This window comes from Streptomyces sp. ICC1 (assembly GCF_003287935.1).
GTDB classification, from domain to species: Bacteria; Actinomycetota; Actinomycetes; order Streptomycetales; family Streptomycetaceae; genus Streptomyces; species Streptomyces tritrimontium.
In genome coordinates, this window is the sequence record NZ_CP030287.1 from 2372355 (window position 1) to 2394680 (window position 22326).

The following is a 22326-nucleotide window of genomic DNA, read 5'->3' on the forward strand; positions in this document are numbered from 1 at the left end:
CGCGCCATGACCCCGTACACCGTGCTGATCCTGCTGGTCGTCGCCGAACGGTTGGCTGAACTCCTGGTGGCGCGCCGCAACGGTGCCTGGAGCCGGGCCCGGGGCGGCCTCGAACACGGGGCCGGGCACTACCCGGCGATGGTTGCCCTGCACGCGGCCCTGCTGCTCGGCTGCCTCGTGGAGCCCTGGGCTGCCGACCGGCCCTTCCTGCCCCTGCTCGGCTGGCCCGCCCTGGTCCTGGTGCTGGCCGCCCAGGGCCTGCGGTGGTGGTGCATCAGCGCCCTCGGCCCCCGATGGAACACCCGCGTGCTGATCGTCCCCGGCCTCGCACTGATCACCCGCGGCCCCTACCGGTACCTGCGTCACCCCAACTACCTGGCGGTCGCCGTCGAGGGCATGGCCCTTCCCCTGGTGCACACCGCCTGGGTGACCGCCCTGGGCTTCTCGCTGCTGAACGCCGCCCTGCTGGCCGTACGCATCCGCTGCGAGGACGACGCGCTGGCGACCGCGCGCCCCCTCCCCGCCCCCGGCGCGGTCACGTGATCGACCTCCTCGTCGTGGGCGGCGGCCCGGCGGGCCTGGCCACCGCGATCCACGGAGCGCTCGCCGGGTTCGACGTCGTGGTCGCCGAACCGCGTCCCACGCCCATCGACAAAGCCTGTGGAGAGGGCCTGATGCCGGGCGCGGTGCGCGCCTTGGACGCACTGGGCGTGGAGGTGCCGGGCTGGCCCCTGCGGGGCATCCGCTACGTGGACGCCGCCGGCGAGCGGCGCGCCGAAGCGGTGTTCCGGGCGGGGCACGGCCTCGGCGCGCGCCGCACCCTGCTGCACGAGGCACTGGCCGCCCGGGCCGCCCAGCTCGGCATCCCGGTCCTCCCCCACCGCGTTCGCCAAGTGAGCCAGAACGGCGAGTGCGTCACGGCGGACGGGATGACCGCCCGCTACCTCGTGGCAGCGGACGGACTGCACTCGCCGACCCGGCGCGCGCTCGGCCTGTCCGAGCGGCCGACCGCCGGGCGCCGGCCGCCGCGCTACGGATTGCGGCGCCACTACTGCGTCGAGCCGTGGAGCGACCTGGTGGAGGTGCACTGGTCGGCCGGCTGCGAGGCGTACGTCACTCCGCTGGGCCCGCACCAGGTCGGCATCGCCGTCCTGACGTGCGAACAGCTTCCGTACGACGCCCAGTTGGCCCGATTCCCGCTGTTGGAGTCCCGGCTCATCGCGGCGGGCCGGACGTCGGTCCGCGGCGCGGGTCCGCTCCGCCAACAGGCCCGCTCCCGGGTGGCCGGACGGGTCCTGTTCGTGGGCGACGCCGCAGGGTACGTCGACGCTCTGACGGGCGAGGGCCTCGCCCTCGCCCTGACGGCCGCCGCCGAACTCGTGCGCTGCCTGCGCGAAGGCCGGCCACAGGCCTACGAACGTGCGTGGAGCCGCCTCTCCCGCAACTACCGGCTGCTGACCAAGTCCCTGCTGTGGGCCCGGAACCAGCCCCGGCTGGCGCCCTGGATCACCCCGGCCGCCGCGCACTTCCCCGGCCTGTTCCAGCACGCCGTGAACCTGCTGGCGTGACCACGCGAAGTCCGTCCCCCACAGCGCCGGTTGCGGTCCTCTCGTCCTCAGAAGATCGCGTGGCCGATCGCGATGAGGAAACCGACCACCACGCCCAGGACGATGACGAGCAGCAGGCCGGCAAGACCGGCGAACAGATGGCCGTCCGCTTCCGGGGGGTCGCCGTCGTGGCGGCGTGCGCAGGCGGCGATCCAGGCCGTGGAGGTGAGGAAGGGGACGAGCAGCGGGCCGGTGACGGTGCCGTAGTCGAGGGCCGAGCCGCCCGAAAGGGTGAACCAGCCCTCGAACCGGGCGCGAACCGGCGCCGCACACCGCACTGTGCAGCGAGGTGGAGACCGCGCAGGGGGATGCGGTAGGGGCCGGAAGCGGGGTGGGGCCGGATGGACGTGGGACGACCCGAGGGGCGGCGGCGGGCTTCGCTGCGGGAGCGGGCCGGCTACCGGTTCGACCGGACGCTGGCCCGCAGCACCGGAACCCTGATGGGCTGGCTGGTGATCACCTGCCTGGCCGTCGTCGTCCCCGTGAGCACCCTGCTCGTGTGGACGGACCCCGGGTCCCCGCGCTCACTGTCGGGCCGGCTGACGGCCGCCTGGCGGACCAGCGCCGAGACGCTGCGCTTGGGCGCCGTGACCGGAACACCGCTGCGCATGACGCTCGCGGCACTGCTCGGGCTGGTGGCCCTGCTGTGCGTGTCGACGCTGGTCGGGGTGATCACCACGGGACTGGCCGACCGGATGGCCGAGCTGAGCCGGGGGCGGTCGACCGTCCTGGAACAAGGGCACATCGTGGTGCTCGGCTGGTCGGACCAGGCGGGCACGGTGGTGAGCGAGCTGGCCGCCGCTCAGGCCCCGGACCGGCCGAGGGCCATCGTGCTGCTCGCTGACCGGGACAAGACCGAGATGGAGCGCGCGCTCGCCGCGCGTACGGGCCCGGGCAGCGGACGTACCCCTGTCATCTGCCGGAGCGGGCCCGCGAGTGATCCCGGTGTGCTCACCCTGGTCAGCCCGCAGACGGCGAGCACGGTCCTGGTGCTGTCCTCGGGCGAACCGGGCGCCGACGCGGAGGTTCTGCGGATCCTGCTGGCGCTGCGAGCGGTTCTCGGTACGGGCGCGGACGGGCCGCCGGTGCTGGCCGCGGTGCGCGAAGACAGGTACCACGCACCGGCGCGGCTCGCCGCCGGCCCGCGCGGTACGGTCCTGCGGACCGACACCGTCACGGCCCGGCTGATCGCCCAGTGCGTGGGCCGCCCCGGCCTCTCCCTCGTCCTTCGGGACCTGCTCGACTTCGCCGGATCCGAGTTCCATGTCGTCGACGCGACCCCCTTCCAAGGCGGTCCCTTCGGCGCGGCGCTGCTGGGCTACGCGGACTCCTGCGTCATCGGGCTGCTCACCGCGGACGCCCGTACGGTGCTGAACCCGCCGGCCGACACCCTCGTCGAACCGGGCAGCCACTTGATCGTCCTGTCCCGCGACGAGGACTCGGCGCGGCCGGAGGACTGCGAGCACCTCGTCGATCCATCGGCGGTCAGTACGGCCGCGCCCCCGCCCGAGAAGGCCTCGCGGCTGCTCCTGCTCGGGTGGAACCGCCGGGCACCCCTCGTGGTCGGACAGCTCCGCCGGACGGCCCGGCCAGGTTCCGTGCTCGACGTGGTCACGGACCTCGCCGTGCCCGGACCCCGGGCGGCGGAGCCGCTCCCGGCGACGGATCCCGGGCCACAACACGAGCCGGGGCAGGAGCCCACGTGGGAGCCGGGGCGCGAGCCGATGTCGGGGCCGAGCCACGGCCCGGAGGCGGATGCGCCGGCTCCGCCTCCACTCGCCGTGTGCTTCCGATCCGCGCCCCTGTCGCACCCCGAGACCCTGCTGGGTCTCGACCTCTCCCGGTACGACGGACTGGTCGTCCTCGGCCCCGAACCGGGCGCGGGCCCCGACCGTCCCGACGACTGGACGCTCGTCACCCTGCTGGGGCTGCGCCTTCTGGAAGAGAGCACCGCCCGGGAGCTGCGCGTGGTCGCCGAACTCACAGACGACCGCAACCGTCCCCTGGCGCCGGTCGAACCCGGCTCCGACGTCATCGTCAGCGGCAACCTGACCGGACTGCTCATGGCGCAGATCACCCAGAACCGACACCTCGCACCCGTGTTCAACGAGCTGTTCTCCGCCGACGGCAGCACGGTGCGACTGTGCCCGGCGGGGACTTACGTACGCCCGGGCAGCGAGGCGAGCTTCGCCACCGTCGTCGCCGCGGCCCGCGCACGCGGGGAATGCGCCATCGGGTACCGGCTGCACGAGCGCCGTGCCCTGTCGCCGGATCACGGCCTCCGGCTCAACCCGCACAAGGCCGCACGCCACCGTTGGAACTCCAAGGACGAGGTGATCGTGGTGTCGGCCGACCCCGCCGGGCGCAGCGACCCCGCGCCCAACCGTTCACGACCGGTCTCGGCCGGGTAGGACCCGGGCGGCCGAGCACTGGCCATACCGTGCGTTTCACACGGCGGGCCCCGGGCGGCCCTACGGCGCGGGAGCCGCGGGTGCCTGCGGAGCGGGGGGCGGGGATGCGTGCGGGACCGGCAGGTGGCATGCGGCGCGGGCGTCGCCTTCCTCCGTGCGCGGCCAGTACCGTCCTTCGAGGGCCTCCGCGCTGCGGTTGAGGCGGACCAGGACGTCCTCCAGCTCCCGTACGTCCTCAGGTGACCAGTCGGCGACCACCCGGGCCAGGCAGGACCGGTTGACCTCACGGTCGTCGGCGAGCCGGCGCCCGCCTTCCACGGTGATGTGCAGCTTGCGGGCCATGCCGCCGTCCGGGTCCGCGACGCGCTCGGCCAGTCCGCAGCGCAGCAGCGCGGCCGTCTGGCGGTTCACGGTCGAGGTGTCGAGCCCGAAGGCCTCCGCCAACTGTCCGATGGACATGGGGCCTTGTGTGTCGATCCGGCTGAGCAGCAGGTACGCCGAGCGCTCCAGGCGTTCGGGGTCGCGCTCGCGCCGGGCCAGCACCTGGTGCCGCGAGAGCAGCATCATCTCCCGCTCCAGTTTCTCCAGCACTTCGCCTCCCGCTCCTTTCGACGCTCCATTATCGCGGACCCCTGCACGGCTCGGCCTGCGGGCGGCGCCCCACGACGGCCGGACGCTGCAATATGCATGATACATAACATGTGTACTATGCACTTCTCGTCGTCACCCGACGAGCCACAGCCTCAACCCGGAGGATCCGCATGACCGTCACCACGTCCACTTCCTCCCGCGCGGCCGAGATCCTGTCCCGGCCCGTCAAACTGAACGGCCTGACCGTCCCCAATCGCATCGCGATGGCGCCGATGACCCGGATGTTCTCCCCCGACGGCGTGCCCGGCGAGGACGTGCAGGCGTACTACGCCAGCCGGGCCGCCGCGGGCGTGGGCTTGATCGTCACCGAGGGCACCTACATCGGTCACGACTCCGCCGGGCAGAGCGACCGGGTGCCGCGGTTCCACGGCGAGGAGCAGCTGGCGGGGTGGGCGAAGGTCGCCGCGGCCGTGCACGAGGCCGGCGGCACGATCGTGCCCCAGCTGTGGCACATAGGCATGGTGCGCAAGCAGGGCGAGGCACCGTATGCCGACGCCCCCGCCGTCGGTCCCTCCGGCATCCGCGTCGACGGCACCGAGGGGACCGGCAGGGCGATGACCCGCACCGACCTCGACGACGTCATCGGCGCGTTCGCCGACGCCGCCGCGGAGGCCGAGCGGATCGGTTTCGACGGCGTCGAGCTGCACGGCGCCCACGGCTACCTGCTCGACCAGTTCCTGTGGGAGCGGACCAACCGCCGCACCGACGCCTACGGCGGCGACGCGGTGGCCCGTACGAAGTTCGCCGCGGAGATCGTGGCCGCGGTCCGCGAGCGCGTCCCGGCCGATTTCCCGGTGATCTTCCGCTACTCGCAGTGGAAGCAGGAGGCCTACGACGCACGGCTCGCGCAGACCCCGGAGGAGCTGGAGGCGATCCTCGCCCCGCTGGCGGCAGCGGGCGTCGACGCGTTCCACGCCTCCACCAGGCGCTACTGGCTCCCGGAGTTCGAGGGCTCGGACCTGAACCTGGCGGGCTGGACCAAGAAGCTCACCGGCCGGCCGACCATCACCGTCGGTTCGGTCGGCCTCGACGGCGACTTCATCCGCGCCTTCGCCGGTGAGGGCGCGGCGCTCGGCGACATCGACAACCTCCTGGACCGCATGGAACGCGATGAGTTCGACATGGTCGCCGTCGGCCGGGCGCTGCTCCAGGACCCGCAGTGGGCCGCGAAGGTCCTCGGGAACCGCTTCGACGAGCTGAAGCCGTACGACGCGGTGTCGCTCAGGTCGCTCAGCCGGTAACCGGTGACCGGCAGCCGGAAGCCGTTCGGCGGCCGGCTGCCGGCTGCCGGTCCGAGGACGCCCGGAGGACCGGGCGGCCGCGCCGGGAACAGCCGGTGCGGCCTGCACGGTTGCATCGACTGAGGGACCGGCGCCGTACGGGCGGGGAACACGGAGACCACGAGGTCGTCCGCCCCGCCAGGATCCGGGCCCGGGGTCGCGGTACACCCGCCGCGCACTCGGACCAAGATGTATTTCCGCAGGAGGACTGCATGACTGACCGGCCCTTGACGCTCATGGCTGTACACGCCCATCCCGACGACGAGGCCACCGGAACGGGCGGGGTCCTCGCGCGGTACGCGGCGGAAGGCATCCGCACGGTTCTCGTGACGTGTACCGACGGCGGTTGCGGTGACGGAGCGGAGGGCGCCAAGCCGGGCGATCCCGGGCACGATCCGGCGGCCGTCGCCCTGGTGCGCCGTCGAGAACTCGAGGCGAGCTGTGACGTCCTGAAGATCAGCGATCTGGAGACGTTGGACTATGCCGACTCCGGGATGGTGGGCTGGCCGAGCAACGACGCCCCCGGATCCTTCTGGCAGACCCCCGTACAGGAAGGCGCGGCCCGACTCGCGGAACTCATGCTGCACTACCGGCCCGATGTGGTCGTCACTTACGACGAGAACGGCTTCTACGGCCACCCCGACCACATCCAGGCCCACCGCATCACGATGGCGGCGCTGGAGATGACCGCGCTGACGCCGAAGGTGTACTGGACGACGATGCCGCGCTCGACGATGCAGCGGTTCGGCGAGATCATGCACGAGTTTCACGAGGACATGCCGGAGCCGGACCCTGCCGAGACCGCCGCGCTCGCGGAGATCGGCCTCCCCGACGACGAGATCACCACGTGGGTGGACGCCACCGCGTTCAGCGATCAGAAGTTCGAGGCGTTGGCCGCGCACTCCAGTCAGGGCGAGAACATCTTCTTCCTCAAGATGGGCAAGGAGAGGTTCGGCCAGTTGATGGGCATGGAGACCTTCGTACGGGTCAAGGACGCCACCGGCGCGGCCGTACCCGAGAACGACCTCTTCGCCGGACTGCGCTGATCGGTTCGTCCGGCGGGGGCAGGTCCGCCGTCGCACGCGGTTGCGACGACGGCGGACCTGCCCGGGCGCTCGAGCCCAGACCGCAGCCCTCCTCCACATCGCGCGCACCGAACACCCGATACCGCGACTGTCCACCCCTAAGACGCCTCAGGGGTACCCGGAATCGGCGACCCGAGCGCGGACAAACTCACTCCCATGAAGAACACCAGCCGACGCACCCTCCTCGCCTCCGTCGCCGCCGTTGCCGCGGGACTGCCCACGCTCAACGCCGTTGTGGGCACCGGCGCCACCCCTGCCGCCGCCGCGACCGACCCCGAGACCAACACCGGGCTGTACACCCGTACCGCCGACAAGGAGGGCAGCGACTGGATGCGCCGCTTCCGCTGCGGCGCCCCGGTTCAGCTCACCGACAACACCCGCAACACGAGCATCCCGGTGAGCAGCACGGCGATCATCGCGCCGCACGGCGGTGGCATCGAGGCGGGCACGAGCGAGCTGTGCCTGGCCGTCGCCGGCTACAAGCCCTTCGACGCCAACACCGATCCGGCGGCCGCGGCGGTGGCGGGAGTACCGCAGCGCGACTACTGGATGTTCGAGGCGCTGGCCAACTCGTCGGCGCAGCACGTCACTTCCACCCTCTGCGACGACCCGGCCGCCCTCGCCGTCTGCGGCAGCAATCTGTACGCCGTCTCCCTGCACGGCTTCACACCGGACGACGCCCCGACCGCCAAGCAGATCCTCATCGGCGGCCGCGACCAGCGGCTGAAGCGCAACCTGGCCGCTGCCTTCGCCCAGCACGGTTTCACCACCGGCCACAGCGACCCCGCGCTGAACGTGACCGTGATCCTCACCGGCGCCAACACGTCCCTGAACGGCGACGACGTGGCGAACATCGTCAACCGCACCCGCACCGGAGCCGGCGCCCAGCTGGAGATCTCCACCAAGCTGCGCGAAGCGATGTTCGGCACCTTCACGGGCGGCTCCGATCGGCGTGCCAGTTATGGCGTGGCCTCCACCACCGCCCCGCACGCGGCCCACTTCTGGAACGGCTTCGTCGACGCCGTACGCAAGGCGGTCGACGAGAACGAGCGCGGCCTCGCCCGCTGACCGATCACGCCAGAATGATCTACGGATGCACCTGGCGTGTCAGTTGGCGTGTCAGTCGGTGCCGGGTGTCATGCCGGCGATCATCTCTGCCAGTACGGTCCGCCTGTCCTCTCCCTGCCGTGCCCGCAGAGGACGGGCCAGTCGTGTGCTGTCGTAGTGCCAGCGGTGATCCAGGTCCCGGGGCGTCGTGCCGGTCTCGCTGAAGTCCGAACGGGTGCCGTGCAGTTCCGTGAGGTCGTGGGCCAGGTCGTGCCACGAGACGTGCCCGCCGGCCGCGTTGGCGACTCCGTGCACGGGGCGGTCCAGGCACTCGGCCACCGCACGGGCCAGGGCGGCCGCGTGCACCCAGGCCACTCCGTACCAGGGGTGTCCCCCGGTGCCGGGCCGCGGCAGTTCGATCGGCCGGCCCTCGCGGGCGGCCTGGTAGAGCGTGCCGATGGCGCCCCAGCGCAGCTGTTCGCGCAGTCGGTCGTGCGCGCCCCAGACGATCGGTGACCGTACGGCGCTCGCTCCCCCGCGTCCCTCGGTGCCCGCGGCCCGCAGCAGCAGGGCCTCGCAGTCGAGCTTGGCCCTCCCGTACGGGCTGACGGGGGCGTGGGGCGGCGATTCCTCGGCAACCCGGTCCGTATCGGGGTGCCCGTAGGCGTCGACGCTGCTGACGAAGACGAACGGTCCGCGCCGCCAGGCGTCGACCATCGTCTCCATCGCCGCCAGGTCCACGTCGTGCCGGGTGAAGGTGCAGGCGGCGTGGACGACCGCGTCGGCTTGCGCGACGGCGTTGCGGAGCCCGGCCAGGTCCGAGAGGTCGCCCTCGATGACGTCGACGCCCTCGGTGGCGATCAGATGGGCGGACTCGGGCCGGGCCAGCGCCAGCACGGGGCGGCCCTGCGCGGCCAGTTCGCGGACGACGAAAGCGCCCACGCCGCCCGTCGCGCCGGTGACCAGGACCGTGCCCGGGCGGATGTCCCGGGAGCGGGGGGCCGATTTGCTCGCGGCCTTCGCGGCGCTCTGCCGCGCCGCCCGTTCGTCGAGGAGGGCGGTCAGCGCGCGGGGCGTGCGGGCCTGGAGCACGTCGAGGCCCGTGAGCGGCAGCCCGAGCTCCGCACGCAGTCGCTCGGCCAGCTGCACGGCTTTCAGGGAGTGGCCGCCGAGGGCGAAGAAGTCGTCGTCGGGCGACGAGGGGAGACCCAGCAGCGCGGTGAAGGACTCCATCACCGCTTCGGCCCGGGGGCCGGTCGGGGTGCTCGGCGTGGACGGTCCGGGCAGCCGGGCGTGGTCGGGCGGTCCGGCGGCGGTGCGCGGCAGCGCGTCGAGCAGCGTGACGGTGGCGGGTACGGCCTCGGGTGCGAGCGAGCGGCGCAGCAGGCCCATCAGCTCTTGGCCGGACGGGCCGAGGCTGTCGTGCAGGACGGCGTAGGCGACGGGCGGACCCTGGGCGGGCCGGCGCACCGTGGCGTCGGCGACCTGCGGGTGGGCGCGCAAGGCTTGCGCGGCCGGGTGGTTGTCATGGCCCGGGTCCGCGCCGGGGGGGACGAAGAGCACGGGCACCACGACGCCGAGTGCGGCGATGCAGGCGCTGACCCCGAACACGGCAGCCTGCAGATGCTGGCCCCGCGATGGAACATCTGGGTGCTGCTGACCATGTCCGAGAAGCCGATGCGCTACCGGGAGATCAAGAGCGCCCTGCCCTGGCTCCCCGACGGCCAGCTCCACCCCCGGCCCGTCAGGCTCGTCGACTCAGGCCTCCTCGACCGAACCGACGACGAATCCCAGGCCGGCCTGTACGACCTGGCCCCCCGCGGCCGCGGACTGCTCCGGGTCCCCGGCCTCCCCGTCCCCGTCGAAGGGCGGCAAGCCCTCCTGCCGGCCGTGGGAGATCTGCGACCCGGACGAACCGAGCCCCGGCGCCTCCACGTCGACGTCCCCCTCACCCAGCAAAACACCGGGCAGACCCGGTGGGGCGACGAACAGCGGCGGCAGCGGAGGCTTCCCGATAGGGGGCTCCACGGGCGGCTGACCGGCCGCCCCACGCCACGGACGCGCAGGGCCGTCGCACTTGGTGCGACGGCCCTCTCGCATGTCCGGCGCGGTACGGCAGGATGTGCGCATGACGAAGGTGCACGAGGACAGCCCCGTACTGCCCACCCAGCAGGACGAGGTGGCGGCCGCCGGGAGCGAGCTCATCGGCGGCCCACTGGGCCGCCACGCGCGGCTGGGAGGCCAGTGGCTGACCCCGGTGCGCGTCGTGGTGCTCGTCGCCCTGGGGATGTTCGCGCTCGGCATGGTGCAGAAGCTGCCGTGCTACGACTGGGCGTGGTTCCGCGGGGCCGGCTCCCAGTACACCCACGCCTGCTACTCGGACATCCCGCACCTCTACGTCGTACGCGGCTTCGCCGACGGCCTCACGCCGTACTTCGACCGCATCCCCGGCGACATGCAGTTCCTGGAGTACCCGGTGCTCACCGGGCTCTTCATGGAGATCGCCTCCTGGATGACCCCCGGCAGCGGCTCCATGCAGCACCGGGAGCAGATGTACTGGATGGTCAACGCGGGCATGCTGATGGTCTGCGCCGTCGTGATCGCCGTGTGCGTCGCCCGCACCCACCGCCGCCGGCCGTGGGACGCGCTGCTCTTCGCCCTCGCGCCCGCCTTCGCGCTCACCGCGACCATCAACTGGGACCTGCTGGCCATCGCACTGACGGCGGCCGCCATGCTCATGTGGTCGCGGAGCCGGCCGCTCGCCTTCGGCATCCTGATCGGGCTGGCCACCGCGGCCAAGCTCTACCCCGTACTGCTGCTCGGAGCCGTGTTCGTGCTCTGCTGGCGGGCCGGGAAGTGGCGTGCGTTCGGCGCGGCGGTCGGTGGCGCCGCCGCCTCCTGGCTCGTGGTGAACCTGCCGGTCATGCTCTTCGCCTGGGAGGGCTGGCAGAAGTTCTACACCTTCAGCCAGGAGCGGCCGATCGACTTCGGCTCCGTGTGGCTGCTGATCTCCCAGCGCTCCGGCAATCCGCTGGAGGGCGCCAACACCTACGCGACGGGCCTGACGCTGCTGCTGTGCGCCGGCATCGCGGCGCTCGCCCTGATGGCGCCGCGCCGCCCCCGGTTCGCGCAGCTGGCCTTCCTGCTGGTGGCCGCCTTCATCCTGGTCAACAAGGTCTACTCGCCCCAGTACGTGCTCTGGCTCATCCCGCTCGCGGCGCTGGCCCGGCCGCGCTGGCGGGACTTCCTGATCTGGCAGGCCGGTGAGGTCGCCTACTTCCTGGGGATCTGGTTCTACCTCGCCTACACGACCAGCGGGGACAAGCACCAGGGCCTGCCCCTGGAGGGCTACCAGCTGGCGATCACCGCCCACCTGCTGTGCACGCTCTACCTGTGCGCCGTCGTCGTGCGCGACATCCTGCTGCCCGAGCGGGACGTGGTGCGGCGCGACGGCTCCGACGACCCCTCGGGCGGCGTCCTGGACGGCGCCGAGGACGTCTTCACGCTGGCGCAGACGCCGAAGGCGCCGTGGGAGACGGCGCCTTCGGAGGGACAGCGGGTCGACTGGGGCGCGGCCCCCAGGGACTGACTCAGGCGTCGAGCGCCCGGTCGAACTGCGTGGTGGTGTGGCGCAGGTGCGCCACCAGCTCGTCGCCGACCTTGGGCTCGGGAGAGTCCGAGGGCACGAAGAGGATCGACACCTGCATGTGCGGGGGCTCGGCGAACCAGCGCTGCTTGCCCGCCCACACGAAGGGCGACAGGTTGCGGTTGACCGTGGCCAGCCCGGCCCGGGCGACGCCCTTGGCCCGCGGCATCACCCCGTGCAGCGCCTTGGGCGCCTCCAGCCCGACCCCGTGCGAGGTGCCGCCGGCGACGACGACGAGCCAGCCGTCGGAGGCGGCCTTCTGCTGGCGGTAGCCGAAGCGGTCGCCCTTGGCGACGCGGGTGACGTCGAGGACGGCGCCGCGGTACTCGGTCGCGTCGTGGTCGCCCAGCCACAGCCGGGTGCCGATGCGGGCCCGGAAGCGGGTCTGGGGGAACTGCTGCCGAAGCCGCGCCAGCTCCTCGGCCTTGAGGTGGCTGACGAACATGGTGTGCAGCGGCAGCCGGGCCGCGCGGAGCCGGTCCATCCAGCCGATGACCTCCTCGACGGCGTCGGAGCCGTCCGGGCGGTCCAGCGGCAGGTGGAGGGCGAAGCCCTCCAGCCGGACGTCCTCGATCGCCGCGTGCAGCTGGCCGAGGTCCTGCTCGGAGATGCCGTGGCGGCGCATCGAGCTCATGCACTCGATGACCACGCGGGCGCCGACCAGGCCGCGGACCCCGTCCACCGAGGACACCGAGCGGATGACCCGGTCCGGCAGCGGCACCGGCTCCTCACCGCGCCGGAACGGGGTGAGGACGAGCAGGTCGCCGCCGAAGTGGTCCTTGATGCTGGCGGCCTCGTACGTCGTTCCGACGGCCAGGACGTCGGCGCCCATCCGGGTGGCCTCCTCGCAGAGGCGCTCGTGGCCGAAGCCGTAGCCGTTGCCCTTGCAGACCGGGATCATCCCGGGGAACTGGTCCTGGATCTGCTTCTGGTGCGCACGCCAGCGCGCGGTGTCGACGTAGAGCGTGAGCGCCATGCCCGTCCGGAACCTCTCTCGAAAAGCTGCGTGGTGCAGCGGTGCGGTGTGTGGGGAAGGGGGATCAGCGGCGCGACATATACATGTCGAGCGCCTTGTGCAGCAGCTTGTTGAGCGGGAAGTCCCACTCGCCCACGTACTCGACGGCCTCGCCGCCCGTGCCGACCTTGAACTGGATCAGCCCGAACAGGTGGTCGTTCTCGTCCAGGGTGTCACTGATGCCGCGCAGGTCGTAGACGCTTGCGCCGAGCGCGTAGGAATCGCGCAGCATGCGCCACTGCATCGCGTTCGAGGGGCGGACCTCGCGCTTGTGGTTGGCGGAGGCGCCGTAGGAGTACCAGACGTGCTGGCCGACGGTGAGCATCGTGGCGGCGGCCAGCGGCTCCCCCTCGTGCTTGGCGATGTACAGCCGCATCCGGTTGGGGTCCTCGGAGTTGAGGGCCGTCCACTGGCGCTGGAAGTAGCTGAGCGGGCGCGGGCGGAACTTGTCGCGTTCGGCCGTGATCTCGTACAGCTGCTGCCAGACCGGCAGGTCCTCGTAGCCGCCCTGGACGACCTCGACGCCGGCCTTCTCGGCCTTCTTGATGTTGCGGCGCCACAGCTGGTTGAAGCCCTTGAGGACGTCGTCCAGCGAGCGGTTGGCCAGCGGGACCTGGAAGACGTAGCGGGGCTGCACGTCGCCGAAGCCGGCGCCCCCGTCCTCGGCCTGCTGCCAGCCCATGCGGCGCAGTTTGTCGGAGACCTCGAAGGCGCGGGGCTCGATGTGCGAAGCCTCCACGTCGCGCAGGCGCTTGACCTCGGGGTCCTGGATTCCGGCCTTGATGGCGGTGGAGTTCCAGCGCCGGATGACGACCGGCGGGCCCATCTTCACGGTGAAGGCGCCCTGCTGCTTGAGGTGCGCCAGCATCGGCTGGAGCCACTCGTCGAGATTGGGGGCGTACCAGTTGATGACCGGGCCCTCGGGGAGGTACGCGAGGTACCGCTTCACCTTGGGCAGCTGGCGGTACAACACGAGGGCCGCGCCGACGAGTTCACCGGAGTCGTCGAACCATCCGAGGTTCTCCGAACGCCACTCGTTCTTCACGTCGGCCCACGCCGGGACCTGGCAGTGGCTCGCCGAGGGCAGGCTCTGGAGATAGCCCAGATGCTGCTCTCGGCTGATGGTCCTCAGGGACAGGCTCATGCGGGGCGTCTCCTCCGGCGGCTTCGCTGGCTATGGCGCGAAGCCTACTGCGACAGGGGCGCCACCCATCTGGGGGACAGGCCGGGCCTGGGCCGGTGGAGGCCGGCGCCCCGTCGCGGAGGCACCCGGTCAGCCCAGCCAGCCGCCGAAGAGACCGCCGTGGGCCATGCCCAGGAAGAAGCCGAAGCCCGAGGCGCCGAGGCCGATGATCAACGCGAAGCGCTCGCGTGTCGTCGCGGAGATGAACTGTCCGTAGGCGCCGGTGAGGATCCCGATCAGTCCGGTCCAGGAGCTGAGCAGGTGGAGGTTGTGGAAGAACGCGGTGACGAACGCCACGGCGCCGAGGATCAGGGTGACCGCCACCAGGGTGTCCTGGAGCGGATGGGGCTTGCCGTCGGTCGCGAAGAGCGAGATGGAGGACTGGCGTCGCATTGCCTGTGCCATCGGAAGGCACCTCCTGGCTGCAGCAGAGCGGTGCTGCGGTCCGCCTCCGGCAGGAGCCGGGGGCCTAGCACCGAGCACACCCGATGCATACAGATTGTGGCCTCCTGGCGCCGGATTTCAACCGGAAGGAGTCGAGGAGGTAGTCTGTACAGCTGCGCGGTGTCTGCTCTGCAGATGCCGTGCGCACGCATCACGACCCTCCTGCCACGGAACGACCGTGGCCGCTGAGTCCAAAGGAGGTGGGTTCCACATGCGTCACTACGAAGTGATGGTCATCCTCGACCCCGATCTCGAGGAGCGCGCTGTCTCCCCGCTGATCGAGAACTTCCTTTCTGTCGTCCGTGAGGGCAACGGAAAGGTCGAGAAGGTCGACACCTGGGGCCGTCGTCGTCTCGCTTACGAGATCAAGAAGAAGCCCGAGGGCATCTACTCGGTCATCGACCTCCAGGCCGAGCCTGCGGTCGTCAAGGAGCTTGACCGACAGATGAACCTGAACGAGTCGGTTCTCCGGACCAAGGTCCTCCGCCCCGAGACCCACTGAACTTCGGTTCAGCGGTAATCGGGACCGAGTAGCACAGCAGCCCAGCAGCAATCCCCGCCGAGAGGTTCATCCATGGCAGGCGAGACCGTCATCACGGTCGTCGGCAATCTCGTCGACGACCCCGAGCTGCGCTTCACCCCCTCGGGTGCGGCGGTCGCGAAGTTCCGTGTCGCGTCCACTCCCCGCACCTTCGACAAGCAGACCAATGAGTGGAAGGACGGCGAAAGCCTGTTCCTGACCTGCTCGGTCTGGCGTCAGGCGGCTGAAAACGTCGCCGAGTCCCTTCAGCGGGGCATGCGCGTCATCGTGCAGGGCCGGCTGAAGCAGCGGTCCTACGAAGACCGTGAGGGTGTCAAGCGCACGGTCTACGAGCTGGACGTCGAGGAAGTCGGCCCCAGCTTGAAGAACGCCACGTCCAAGGTCACCAAGACCACTGGTCGCGGTGGTCAGGGCGGATACGGCGGCGGTGGCGGCGGTCAGCAGCAGGGCGGCGGCGGTGGCAACTGGGGCGGAGCCCCGGGTGGCGCCGCTCCCCAGGGCGGCGGAGCTCCCTCCGACGACCCGTGGTCGTCCAGTGCGCCGGCCGGCGGCCAGCAGCAGGGTGGCGGCGGTGGCGGTTGGGGCGGAAGCTCCGGCGGCTCCGGCGGCTCCGGCGGTGGCTACTCGGACGAGCCGCCCTTCTAGGGCAGCTCGCACCCCCACTTCTTGATTTCACAGGAGAGACACAATGGCGAAGCCGCCTGTGCGCAAGCCTAAGAAGAAGGTCTGCGCGTTCTGCAAGGACAAGACCGTGTACGTGGACTACAAGGACACGAACATGCTGCGGAAGTTCATTTCCGACCGTGGCAAGATCCGTGCCCGCCGCGTCACCGGCAACTGCACGCAGCACCAGCGTGACGTCGCCACGGCAGTCAAGAACAGCCGTGAGATGGCACTGCTGCCCTACACGTCCACCGCGCGATAAGGAAAGGGTGACCGAATAATGAAGATCATCCTGACCCACGAGGTCACTGGCCTCGGCACCGCCGGCGATGTCGTCGACGTCAAGGACGGCTACGCTCGCAACTACCTGGTCCCGCGTGGTTTCGCGATCCGCTGGACCAAGGGTGGCGAGAAGGACGTGGCGCAGATCCGCCGCGCCCGCAAGATCCACGAGATCGCGACGATCGAGCAGGCCAACGAGTTCAAGGCCAAGCTCGAGTCCGTCAAGGTCCGTCTGGCCACCCGCGCGGGTGACGCCGGTCGTCTCTTCGGTTCCGTGACTCCCTCTGACATCGCCACGGCGATCGAGGCGTCCGGTGGCCCGAAGGTCGACAAGCGCCGCGTCGAGCTGGGCTCCCCGATCAAGACCCTCGGTTCGTACCAGGTCTCCGTGCGTCTGCACGCCGACGTGGCCGCGAACGTGGGCATCGAGGTCGTCGCCGCCTAAGGGCTGCGCATGAAGGGCCGCACCCCTGTGGGGGTGCGGCCCTTCATCGTTCCCGGCGCGGCCGGTGTTTCACGTGAAACAGCACTCTGTTTCACGTGAAACACCGGCCCTGGCCCCTCCGTGCTCCCGAGGGGTGGTCTACCGGGTCGCCCCTGCGATCAGCCAGCGGCCCGAGCGGGCGCGCAGCTGGAGGGTGACCATCCGGACCAGCATCATCAGCGTCATGGCGCACCAGAGGGCCGTCAGGCCGCCTCCCATGGCCGGTACGAGCAGTGCGGCCGGGGCGAAGACGGCGAGAGTCACCAGCATGGCCCAGGCCAGGTAGGGCCCGTCGCCGGCGCCCATCAAGACGCCGTCGAGGATGAAGACGATGCCGGAGACGGGCTGGGAGACGGCCACCACGAGCAGGGCCGGCAGCAGGGCGCTCTCGACCGCCGGGTCGCTCGTGAAGAGCGGGATGAAGACGGGGCGGGCGATGATCACCAGGACGCCCAGGACGATGCCGGAGACGACCCCCCACTGCACCATGCGCCGGCAGACGGCCCTGGCGCCCTCCGTGTCCCCCGCGCCGAGGTAGCGGCCGATGATGGCCTGCCCGGCGATGGCGATGGCGTCCAGGGCGAAGGCCAGCAGGCTCCACAGCGAGAGCAGGATCTGGTGGGCGGCGATGTCGGCGTCCCCGAGGCGGGCGGCCACGCCGGTCGCGATCATCAGGACGCCGCGCAGGGACAGCGTACGGATCAGCAGGGGTGCGCCGGCCTGTGCGCAGGCCCGGATGCCCGCGGCGTCGGGGCGCAGGGAGGCGCCGTGCCGGCGGGCGCCGCGGACGACCACGAAGAGGTAGGCGGCGGCCATGGCGCACTGTGCGATCACCGTGCCCCAGGCGGAGCCGGCGATGCCGAGGTCGGCGCCGTAGACGAGTGCGACGTTCAGTACCCCGTTGAGGGCGAAGCCGCCGATCGCGACGTAGAGCGGGGTCCGGGTGTCCTGGAGGCCGCGGATGACTCCGGTGGCGGCCAGCACCACGAGCATCGCCGGGATGCCGAGGGCGGAGATCCGCAGATAGGTGACCGCGTACTGGGCCACCGCGTCGGAGGCTCCGAAGAGGGAGACCAGGGAGGGTGACGTGGGCAGCAGGAGGACGATGACGGCCGCGCCGAGGAGCAGGGCGAGCCAGATGCCGTCCATGCCCTGCCGGATGGCTGCCTGGAGGTCGCCCGCGCCGACGCGGCGGGACACGGCCGCGGTGGTGGCGTAGGCGAGGAAGATGAAGACGCTCACGCCGGTGGCGAGCAGCGCCGCGGCGATGCCGAGACCGGCCAGCTGGGGTGTGCCGAGGTGCCCCACGATGGCGCTGTCGGCCATCACGAAGAGGGGTTCGGCGACGAGTGCGCCGAAGGCGGGGAGCGCGAGCGCGAAGATCTCGCGGTCGTGTTGTCTCGGGGCAGCCTTCGGTGCTGCGGTGGCCTGTCTCATGTGCTCAATCTAATCTTCCACAGGTAATAGACACAAGGCCTTTTGGATCCTTACCGACGCGCTGATTCGCGCGTTCGTCCCACCTCATTGGAGGCGATCTTGAGACAGTGGCGAAGAATTTTCTGCCGCCCGCTCTCCTGAGGGAGAACTTGCAGGTCAAGTGGGGTGACGGGTGGGGTCGGGTGATTTTGTCCACAGCGTCGTCCCCCGGTCCGTACACAGCTTCCGGGGACTTACCCACAGCATTGGCGCCGTCATCCACACCTCATCCACACAGCCTGTGGATAACAAGATTGGCTGACGTCGCTCCCGGCTCTACCGTGGTTCGTTGCCCGACTCGCCGAAAGCCGATCCGGGTGCCCCAAATGTCAGAGCCGTGTCGTAGAAAGAGTGACACGGCGAGGTCCGCGCAGCGGACGGGAGGAGGCGGCCCGGTGAGCATGCCCGAGCCCATGGACGACCCTTGGGCCGACAGCGGTCCAGGAGACCGTCTGCCCGCCCGCTCGCGCCGCGGTGGCGAAGGCCGCGGCCGCGGGGACGAACAGCAGGACCGAGGCCGCGAGGGGGGATCCTGGGACGGCGGCGGCGGAGGCTTCGAGCGCGTCCCGCCCCAGGACCTCGATGCCGAGCAGTCCGTCCTGGGCGGCATGCTGCTGTCCAAGGACGCCATCGCCGACGTGGTCGAGGTGCTCAAGGGGCACGACTTCTACCGCCCGTCGCACGAGACGATCTACCAGGCCATCCTCGACCTGTACGCCAAGGGCGAGCCTGCCGACCCGATCACCGTCAGCGCCGAGCTGACCCGGCGCGGGGAGATCAGCAAGGTCGGCGGGGCCCCGTACCTGCACACCCTGGTCCAGTCCGTCCCGACGGCGGCGAACGCCGAGTACTACGCGGAGATCGTCCACGAGCGGGCGGTCCTGCGCCGCTTGGTCGCCGCGGGTACGAAGATCACACAGATGGGCTACGCCGCCGACGGGGACGTCGACGAGATCGTCAACAGCGCACAGGCAGAGATCTACGCCGTCACCGAGCAGCGGACCTCCGAGGACTACCTGCCGCTCGGCGACATCATGGAAGGCGCCCTCGACGAGATCGAGGCGATCGGATCGCGCAGCGGACAGATGTCGGGCGTCCCGACCGGCTTCACGGACCTGGACTCGCTGACCAACGGCCTGCACCCGGGTCAGATGATCGTCATCGCCGCCCGTCCCGCGATGGGCAAGTCCACGCTCGCGCTGGACTTCGCGCGCGCCTGCTCCATCAAGGCCAACCTGCCCAGCGTCATCTTCTCCCTCGAAATGGGGCGCAACGAGATCGCGATGCGCCTGCTCTCGGCAGAGGCCCGCGTCGCGCTGCACCACATGCGCTCCGGCACGATGACGGACGACGACTGGACCCGGCTGGCCCGCCGGATGCCCGACGTCTCCGCGGCCCCGCTCTACATCGACGACTCGCCGAACCTGTCGATGATGGAGATCCGCGCGAAGTGCCGCCGCCTCAAGCAGCGCAACGACCTCTCGCTCGTCGTCATCGACTATCTCCAGCTGATGCAGTCGGGCGGCTCGCGCCGGCCCGAGAGCCGTCAGCAGGAGGTCTCGGACATGTCGCGAAACCTGAAGCTCCTGGCGAAGGAGCTGGAGGTCCCGGTGATCGCGCTGTCCCAGCTGAACCGTGGGCCCGAGCAGCGCACCGACAAGAAGCCGATGGTCTCCGACCTGCGTGAGTCCGGCTCGATCGAGCAGGACGCCGACATGGTGATCCTGCTGCACCGCGAGGACGCGTACGAGAAGGAGTCCCCGCGCGCGGGCGAGGCGGACCTGATCGTCGCGAAGCACCGAAACGGCCCGACGGCAACGATCACGGTGGCCTTCCAGGGCCACTATTCCCGCTTCGTGGACATGGCCAACACGTAGCATCCGCTGTATGGATGCCACATCAGAAGATCTTGTCCTCCTTCCCGCGACCCGGCGGGCCCTCGCCCACCGGATCGCGGTCGCACAGCGCGACGGCCGGGCTCCGTCCCTGGTGGCGGCCGTGGTGCGGGGCGGAGAGGTGGTCTGGGAGGGCTCCCGAACCATGGTCGAGGGGCACGGGCCCGACGGGAACGTGCAGTACCGGATCGGGTCGATCACCAAGACGTTCACCGCCGTTCTGGTGATGCGGCTGCGGGACGAGGGGCTGCTCCGGCTCGGCGACCCGGTGGAGAAGTTCCTTCCCGGAACGGGCGTCGGCGAGGTGACCGTGGGCCAACTGCTCAGCCATACGAGCGGGTTGGCCGCCGAGTCGCCCGGCGAGTGGTGGGAGCGGACCGCCGGCACACTGCGCCCGGAGCTCTCCGACGTCCTGGGCGAGCAGCCCTTCCGCTTCGAGCCCGGGCTGCGCCACCACTACTCCAACCCCGGTTACACGCTCCTGGGTTCGCTCGTGGAAGCCCTGCGCGGCAAGCCGTGGGAAGAGGCGCTCCGGGCCGAGGTGCTGGAACCGCTGGGGATGGAGCGCACGACGGCGCAGCCGGTGTCCCCGCACGCGGGCGGCTGGGCGGTGCACCCGTGGGCGGACGTGATGATGCCGGAGCCGCTGGAAGACCTCGGACTCATGGCCCCGGCCGGGCAGTTGTGGTCCACCACCGGCGATCTGGCGAAGTTCGCCGCTTTCCTGGTACGGGGCGACGCGCGCGTGCTGAGCGCCGAGTCGCTGCGGGAGATGCGGACATCGGCCACTCCCCCGGAGCCGGGCCTGGCCGAGCTCGGCTACGGACTCGGGCTGCAGCTCGCGCAGAGCGGCGGGCGCCGCCTCAGCGGCCACACCGGCTCGCTGCCGGGCTTCCTCGCGGTCCTGTGGCTGAGCGAGGCGGACGACGTGGCCGCGGTGGTGCTGGCCAACTGCACCTCGGGGGTGCCGGTCTCGACGGTCGCGGCCGATCTGGTGGCGATCGTCGCGGAGGCGGAGCCGCGCGTGCCCGAGCCGTGGCGGCCGCTGCGGGAGGCCGATCTGGTCGCCCTGGAACTGTGCGGCCCCTGGTACTGGGGTACGTCCGCCCAGGCCGTGCGGCTGACCTATGAGGGGTTCCTGGAGCTGGGACCGGTGGGCGGGAACGGCCGGTCCGCCCGCTTCCGGCCGGAGCCGGACGGCAGCTGGACGGGCCTGAACGGCTACTACGCGGGCGAGAGCCTGCGGGCCGTGCGGCGGCCGGACGGGTCGGTGAGCCATCTCGACCTCGGCTCGTTCGTGTTCACGCGCGAGCCGTACGATCCCGGTGCCCCGGTGCCCGGCGGGGTCGACCCGCAGGGCTGGCGGGGCATCGGCTGACGGCCCGGATGGACCGCACCCGGATGGACCGCACCCGCCTCACCCCGCTGCCTCCCCCGTCCCCTCCGACGCCACGAGTTCGCGTTCCAGCGGGGTGCGCATGCGCGGGGTGACGCGGGCCTCCCCCACCCAGGCGCCGAGCCGGGCGGCCTCGGCGGCGATCGCCCGCTCGGCGGCGCGGCCCGGATCGCCCAGCAGCCGGTGGACGATGGCGCCGTCCGCGCGCTGGGCCCATCCGCCGACGATCTCGCCGTTCCACCACACGGTGGGGCCGATGTTGCCGGCGTAGTCGAAGAGGGCCGGGCGGTGGGCGGGATCGAGGTGGAAGCCGCGGTCCGCCCACCCCATCGCACTGGGGTCGAGAGCGGGCAGCAGGGCCGCCCAGGGCTCCGGGGCGGGTTCGGGCCCGGTGTCCCCGGGGCCGACGAGCGCAGTGGTGCCGTCCTCGAGCCGGACCTCGTCCGGGCCCACCGAGGCGAGTGCCTTGCGCACGTCGGTGAGGGTCCAGCCCGTCCACCACTTGAGGTCGGCCTCGGTGGCCGGACCGTAGGCGTGCAGCCAGCGGCGGGCGACCTCGGCGCGGGCCTCGGCCGGGGGCACGGCGGACCAGGGCTCGGCGTGCACCCAGCGGTACTGGCTGGAGGTCCACGACCCCCGGGGCCGGTCCCGGCGGATCCGGCCGTCCGCGGCCAGCAGGCGGATGACGCGGGTGGCGACGCCCCTCTCCGTCTCGTACTTCTGACCCCGGTTGATGGTGACCTTCTCCCGAAGGACCGGTACGGCGGCCGAGAGCTGGCCGCCGGTCGAGGGGCCGCGGGCGTCGAGTGCGTCGAGCGCGGCGCTCTCGGCCCGGGCCAGCCAGTCGGCGTCGAAGCCCTGGCCGTCCTCGGCGAGCTGCTTGAGGAGGTGCGGCGTTCCTTCGCGGCGATGGCCCGGGCCGTGGAGGAGTCGACGTACGGGGCGAGGCCGGTGGAGACGGCGAAGAGGGTGTTGCGCATGCTGAGCAGCCGCACGAGGCTCACCTCCTCGTACAGCGCCCGCTCGATCGAGAGGGGATCGCTTTCGCCCAGCCGGGCGCGGGCCGAGAGGAAGACGGTCGAGGCATCGGTGGCGTGGAGGGCGACCACCGCGTCCGCGGCCCGGGCCACGTCGGCGGCGCGGGCCGAGGGCGCGAGGCGGTGCCGTCGGCCGAGGCGGTGGCGGCGCTCCGCGGTGGTGATGAGGGGAAGGCTGCTCAT

21 protein-coding genes and 1 pseudogene are annotated in these 22326 nt (G+C 71.4%); 13 read left to right on the forward strand and 9 right to left on the reverse strand.

Going from position 1 to position 22326, the window contains the following annotated elements:
* The first annotated feature begins 6 nt into the window (after positions 1-6).
* Both DRB96_RS11260 and DRB96_RS11265 read left to right on the forward strand, forming a co-directional pair.
* On the forward strand, positions 7-543 hold the full coding sequence (locus DRB96_RS11260; RefSeq protein WP_112448321.1) for an isoprenylcysteine carboxyl methyltransferase family protein: 537 nt from the start codon (positions 7-9) through the stop codon (positions 541-543).
* The gene (locus tag DRB96_RS11265) at positions 540-1568 is read left to right on the forward strand and encodes an NAD(P)/FAD-dependent oxidoreductase (protein ID WP_112448322.1); all 1029 of its coding nucleotides are present in this window, start codon (positions 540-542) and stop codon (positions 1566-1568) included. The genes DRB96_RS11260 and DRB96_RS11265 overlap by 4 nt, the downstream gene beginning before the upstream one ends.
* Before the next feature lie 47 nt (positions 1569-1615).
* On the opposite strand, the gene DRB96_RS11270 is transcribed toward DRB96_RS11265, so the two are convergent.
* Entirely contained in the window at positions 1616-1885 is a 270-nt protein-coding gene (locus DRB96_RS11270) for a hypothetical protein (RefSeq protein WP_112448323.1), read from the reverse strand.
* A gap of 69 nt (positions 1886-1954) precedes the next feature.
* Here DRB96_RS11270 and DRB96_RS11275 point away from each other — a divergent pair, with 69 nt between their 5' ends.
* Positions 1955-4018 carry an NAD-binding lipoprotein gene (locus tag DRB96_RS11275; RefSeq protein ID WP_112453338.1) on the forward strand — a complete coding sequence of 688 codons (2064 nt, stop codon included), beginning with the start codon at positions 1955-1957 and terminating at the stop codon, positions 4016-4018.
* A gap of 60 nt (positions 4019-4078) precedes the next feature.
* On the opposite strand, the gene DRB96_RS11280 is transcribed toward DRB96_RS11275, so the two are convergent.
* Entirely contained in the window at positions 4079-4585 is a 507-nt protein-coding gene (locus tag DRB96_RS11280) for a MarR family transcriptional regulator (protein WP_239516911.1), read from the reverse strand.
* A gap of 194 nt (positions 4586-4779) precedes the next feature.
* Between DRB96_RS11280 and DRB96_RS11285 the strand changes: the two genes are divergently transcribed.
* The 3 genes from DRB96_RS11285 to DRB96_RS11295 all read left to right on the forward strand — a co-directional run bounded on the left by DRB96_RS11285 (position 4780) and on the right by DRB96_RS11295 (position 8102).
* The gene (locus DRB96_RS11285) at positions 4780-5910 is read left to right on the forward strand and encodes an NADH:flavin oxidoreductase (RefSeq protein WP_112448324.1); all 1131 of its coding nucleotides are present in this window, start codon (positions 4780-4782) and stop codon (positions 5908-5910) included.
* Between the two features lie 251 nt (positions 5911-6161).
* Positions 6162-6995 carry a PIG-L family deacetylase gene (locus tag DRB96_RS11290; protein ID WP_112448325.1) on the forward strand — a complete coding sequence of 278 codons (834 nt, stop codon included), beginning with the start codon at positions 6162-6164 and terminating at the stop codon, positions 6993-6995.
* 195 nt (positions 6996-7190) lie between these two features.
* The gene (locus DRB96_RS11295) at positions 7191-8102 is read left to right on the forward strand and encodes a poly-gamma-glutamate hydrolase family protein (RefSeq protein ID WP_112448326.1); all 912 of its coding nucleotides are present in this window, start codon (positions 7191-7193) and stop codon (positions 8100-8102) included.
* Positions 8103-8153: 51 nt separating this feature from the next.
* On the opposite strand, the gene DRB96_RS11300 is transcribed toward DRB96_RS11295, so the two are convergent.
* Entirely contained in the window at positions 8154-9692 is a 1539-nt protein-coding gene (locus tag DRB96_RS11300) for an NAD(P)-dependent oxidoreductase (protein WP_239517718.1), read from the reverse strand.
* Between the two features lie 147 nt (positions 9693-9839).
* Positions 9840-10040 carry a hypothetical protein gene (locus DRB96_RS11310; protein WP_112448328.1) on the reverse strand — a complete coding sequence of 67 codons (201 nt, stop codon included), beginning with the start codon at positions 10038-10040 and terminating at the stop codon, positions 9840-9842.
* A gap of 169 nt (positions 10041-10209) precedes the next feature.
* Here DRB96_RS11310 and DRB96_RS11315 point away from each other — a divergent pair, with 169 nt between their 5' ends.
* On the forward strand, positions 10210-11670 hold the full coding sequence (locus DRB96_RS11315) for a glycosyltransferase 87 family protein (RefSeq protein ID WP_112448329.1): 1461 nt from the start codon (positions 10210-10212) through the stop codon (positions 11668-11670).
* Between the two features lies 1 nt (position 11671).
* Here the strand turns inward: DRB96_RS11315 and DRB96_RS11320 are convergent, their stop codons facing one another.
* The 3 genes from DRB96_RS11320 to DRB96_RS11330 all read right to left on the reverse strand — a co-directional run bounded on the left by DRB96_RS11320 (position 11672) and on the right by DRB96_RS11330 (position 14330).
* Entirely contained in the window at positions 11672-12703 is a 1032-nt protein-coding gene (locus DRB96_RS11320) for an alanine racemase (RefSeq protein WP_112448330.1), read from the reverse strand.
* A gap of 64 nt (positions 12704-12767) precedes the next feature.
* Entirely contained in the window at positions 12768-13886 is a 1119-nt protein-coding gene (locus tag DRB96_RS11325) for a peptidoglycan bridge formation glycyltransferase FemA/FemB family protein (protein WP_112448331.1), read from the reverse strand.
* Positions 13887-14015: 129 nt separating this feature from the next.
* On the reverse strand, positions 14016-14330 hold the full coding sequence (locus tag DRB96_RS11330; protein ID WP_112448332.1) for a hypothetical protein: 315 nt from the start codon (positions 14328-14330) through the stop codon (positions 14016-14018).
* 250 nt (positions 14331-14580) lie between these two features.
* Here DRB96_RS11330 and rpsF point away from each other — a divergent pair, with 250 nt between their 5' ends.
* The 4 genes from rpsF (at position 14581) to rplI (ending at position 16300) form a co-directional block, all read left to right on the forward strand.
* Entirely contained in the window at positions 14581-14871 is a 291-nt protein-coding gene (gene rpsF, locus DRB96_RS11335) for a 30S ribosomal protein S6 (protein ID WP_004950685.1), read from the forward strand.
* Between the two features lie 72 nt (positions 14872-14943).
* Complete coding sequence (locus tag DRB96_RS11340; RefSeq protein ID WP_112448333.1) at positions 14944-15555, forward strand: single-stranded DNA-binding protein; 612 nt, start codon at positions 14944-14946, stop codon at positions 15553-15555.
* A 43-nt stretch (positions 15556-15598) separates the two neighbouring features.
* Positions 15599-15835, forward strand: a complete 237-nt coding sequence (rpsR, locus tag DRB96_RS11345; protein ID WP_003956534.1) for a 30S ribosomal protein S18 — start codon at positions 15599-15601, stop codon at positions 15833-15835.
* 18 nt (positions 15836-15853) lie between these two features.
* Complete coding sequence (gene rplI / locus DRB96_RS11350) at positions 15854-16300, forward strand: 50S ribosomal protein L9 (RefSeq protein ID WP_112448334.1); 447 nt, start codon at positions 15854-15856, stop codon at positions 16298-16300.
* 138 nt (positions 16301-16438) lie between these two features.
* On the opposite strand, the gene DRB96_RS11355 is transcribed toward rplI, so the two are convergent.
* Positions 16439-17776, reverse strand: a complete 1338-nt coding sequence (locus tag DRB96_RS11355) for an MATE family efflux transporter (protein ID WP_112448335.1) — start codon at positions 17774-17776, stop codon at positions 16439-16441.
* Between the two features lie 452 nt (positions 17777-18228).
* Here DRB96_RS11355 and dnaB point away from each other — a divergent pair, with 452 nt between their 5' ends.
* Positions 18229-19692: a replicative DNA helicase gene (gene dnaB / locus DRB96_RS11365; protein ID WP_112453339.1), complete on the forward strand. Its 1464-nt coding sequence runs from the start codon at positions 18229-18231 to the stop codon at positions 19690-19692.
* Between the two features lie 10 nt (positions 19693-19702).
* The gene (locus tag DRB96_RS11370) at positions 19703-21088 is read left to right on the forward strand and encodes a serine hydrolase domain-containing protein (protein WP_112448336.1); all 1386 of its coding nucleotides are present in this window, start codon (positions 19703-19705) and stop codon (positions 21086-21088) included.
* A gap of 39 nt (positions 21089-21127) precedes the next feature.
* Here the strand turns inward: DRB96_RS11370 and DRB96_RS11375 are convergent.
* Positions 21128-22326 (reverse strand): annotated as a pseudogene (locus tag DRB96_RS11375) (winged helix DNA-binding domain-containing protein).

Coding starts and splice junctions, on each gene's coding strand:
- DRB96_RS11285 (WP_112448324.1), top strand. CDS start 4,780: ATGACCGTCACCACGTCCACTTCCTCCCGCGCGGCCGAGATCCTGTCC.
- DRB96_RS11295 (WP_112448326.1), top strand. CDS start 7,191: ATGAAGAACACCAGCCGACGCACCCTCCTCGCCTCCGTCGCCGCCGTT.
- DRB96_RS11280 (WP_239516911.1), bottom strand. CDS start 4,585: ATGATGCTGCTCTCGCGGCACCAGGTGCTGGCCCGGCGCGAGCGCGAC.
- DRB96_RS11370 (WP_112448336.1), top strand. CDS start 19,703: ATGGATGCCACATCAGAAGATCTTGTCCTCCTTCCCGCGACCCGGCGG.
- rpsF (WP_004950685.1), top strand. CDS start 14,581: ATGCGTCACTACGAAGTGATGGTCATCCTCGACCCCGATCTCGAGGAG.
- DRB96_RS11260 (WP_112448321.1), top strand. CDS start 7: ATGACCCCGTACACCGTGCTGATCCTGCTGGTCGTCGCCGAACGGTTG.
- rplI (WP_112448334.1), top strand. CDS start 15,854: ATGAAGATCATCCTGACCCACGAGGTCACTGGCCTCGGCACCGCCGGC.
- DRB96_RS11320 (WP_112448330.1), bottom strand. CDS start 12,703: ATGGCGCTCACGCTCTACGTCGACACCGCGCGCTGGCGTGCGCACCAG.
- DRB96_RS11290 (WP_112448325.1), top strand. CDS start 6,162: ATGACTGACCGGCCCTTGACGCTCATGGCTGTACACGCCCATCCCGAC.
- DRB96_RS11355 (WP_112448335.1), bottom strand. CDS start 17,776: ATGAGACAGGCCACCGCAGCACCGAAGGCTGCCCCGAGACAACACGAC.
- rpsR (WP_003956534.1), top strand. CDS start 15,599: ATGGCGAAGCCGCCTGTGCGCAAGCCTAAGAAGAAGGTCTGCGCGTTC.
- DRB96_RS11325 (WP_112448331.1), bottom strand. CDS start 13,886: ATGAGCCTGTCCCTGAGGACCATCAGCCGAGAGCAGCATCTGGGCTAT.
- DRB96_RS11315 (WP_112448329.1), top strand. CDS start 10,210: ATGACGAAGGTGCACGAGGACAGCCCCGTACTGCCCACCCAGCAGGAC.
- DRB96_RS11330 (WP_112448332.1), bottom strand. CDS start 14,330: ATGGCACAGGCAATGCGACGCCAGTCCTCCATCTCGCTCTTCGCGACC.
- dnaB (WP_112453339.1), top strand. CDS start 18,229: ATGGACGACCCTTGGGCCGACAGCGGTCCAGGAGACCGTCTGCCCGCC.
- DRB96_RS11340 (WP_112448333.1), top strand. CDS start 14,944: ATGGCAGGCGAGACCGTCATCACGGTCGTCGGCAATCTCGTCGACGAC.